This is a genomic window from Cryobacterium sp. 10I1 (assembly GCF_035019805.1).
Taxonomy (GTDB): domain Bacteria; phylum Actinomycetota; class Actinomycetes; order Actinomycetales; family Microbacteriaceae; genus Cryobacterium; species Cryobacterium glucosi.
The window spans coordinates 1-1719 of record NZ_JASJVF010000423.1; the positions used below are offsets into that span (position 1 = coordinate 1).

2 protein-coding genes are annotated in these 1719 nt (G+C 67.9%); both read right to left on the minus strand.

Annotated elements, in window-relative coordinates:
- Positions 1–180: 180 nt before the first annotated feature.
- Positions 181–828, minus strand: coding sequence for a phosphoserine phosphatase SerB (serB, locus tag QN345_RS18705; RefSeq protein WP_322189695.1), 648 nt, complete (start codon positions 826–828; stop codon positions 181–183).
- A partial coding sequence (locus tag QN345_RS18710) for a sugar phosphate nucleotidyltransferase (RefSeq protein ID WP_323509068.1) occupies positions 825–1719 on the minus strand: 895 nt, incomplete at its 5' end. The genes QN345_RS18710 and serB, both read right to left, overlap by 4 nt.

Sequence of the window (1719 nt, forward strand, 5' to 3'; positions counted from 1 at the left end):
GACACCTCCGGGTGGGAGATCCGCATGGTGAAGGGCTCACCGCAAGTGCGGGCCCCTGGGTTGATCGATCCGCAACGACTCTGGCGGCCACCGAACAGGCACCGCGCCCACCAGGTCCTCACCGGACCACCCAGACGCGACTAGAGTCCACCGGACACGGCGGCGCCTGTAGTGGAAGTGCTAGCCGCGGAGGCCGAGGATGGGCAGGACCTGGCTGAGGTCGCAGATGTCGATCGCGACATCCGCCTGTGCCCGCACGAGAGGCTTCGCGTTGAACGCGATGCCGAGACCCGCGACGTGCATCATCTTCAGGTCGTTCGCTCCGTCGCCGACGGCGACGGTCTGGGGGAGCGCGACGCCGAGTTCCGCCGCCCACTCCTGGAGGGTATCCGCCTTCGCGGTTGCGTCGATGATCGGCCCGACGAGGTTGCCGGTGAGGTGGCCGCCGACGACTTCGAGCCGGTTGGCTCGCCAGTGGTCGATGCCGAGGCTCTCCGCGAGCGGATCGAGCACTTCGTGGAAACCGCCGGAGACGACCCCGATTCTGCTGCCGTGGGCATGCAGTCCGGCGATGAGCTCGTGCACGCCCGGACTCGGGCGCACCAGGAGCCCGACGTCGGTGAAGACGCTCTCCGGCAGCCCGGCGAGGGTCTTCACCCGGGCACGGAGGCTCTCGGCGAAGTCGATCTCACCGCGCATGGCCTGCTCGGTCACCGCAGCGACGAGTTCGAGCGAGCCCGCAGCATCCGCCAGGAGCTCGATCACTTCGTTTTCAATCAGGGTGGAATCGGAATCGAGGACGACAAGGAAACGAGTGGGACGGGTCACGGGTGTACGTGCACGCCCTTGCCGACGACGGTGATGCCGGACTCGGTGACGCTGAAGCCGCGCGCGAGGTCACGGTCCCTGTCGACACCGACGGAGGCTCCGGCGGCGACGACGACGTTCTTGTCGAGGATGGCCCGACGGACGGTCGCGCCGGGCAGGATCTGCACCCGGTCGAAGAGAATCGAGTCCGCGATGTGGGCGCCGGAATCGATGGCCACCCACGGCCCGAGCACACTGCGCTCGATGTGGGCGCCGGAGATGACGCAGCCGAGGGACACGATCGAGTCGATCATCGTGCCGAGCGAACCACGCCCGTCACGGACGAACTTGGCCGGCGGCGAGTTGAGCTGCTGGCTGAAGATCGGCCACTTCTGGTTGTAGAGGTTGAAGACCGGGAGCGCGCTGATCAGGTCCTGGTGTGCCTCGAAGAAGGAGTCGATGGTTCCCACATCGCGCCAGTAGTACCGGTCGCGATCGGTGGAGCCCGGTACCTCGTTGCGCTGGAGGTCGTAGACACCGGCTTCGCCGCGGGACACGAAGTCGGGAATGATGTCCCCGCCCATGTCGTGGCTCGAGTCGGTGCGTTCTCCGTCACGCAGCACGGCCTCGATCAGGGCGTCGGCGTTGAAGACGTAGTTGCCCATCGAGGCGAACACCTCGTGCGGCGCGTCGGCGAGGCCGATCGCGTCCTTCGGCTTCTCGCGGAACTCCCGGATGTGGTCCGGAGTGGCCCCGTCGACCTCGATGACGCCGAACTGGTCGGCGAGGCCGATCGGCTGGCGGATCGCAGCGACCGTCGCCTGTGCCCCCGAGGCGATGTGGGCCGCGATCATCTGGCTGAAGTCCATGCGGTAGACGTGGTGGGCGCCCCCCCCCCCCCCCCCGGGGGGG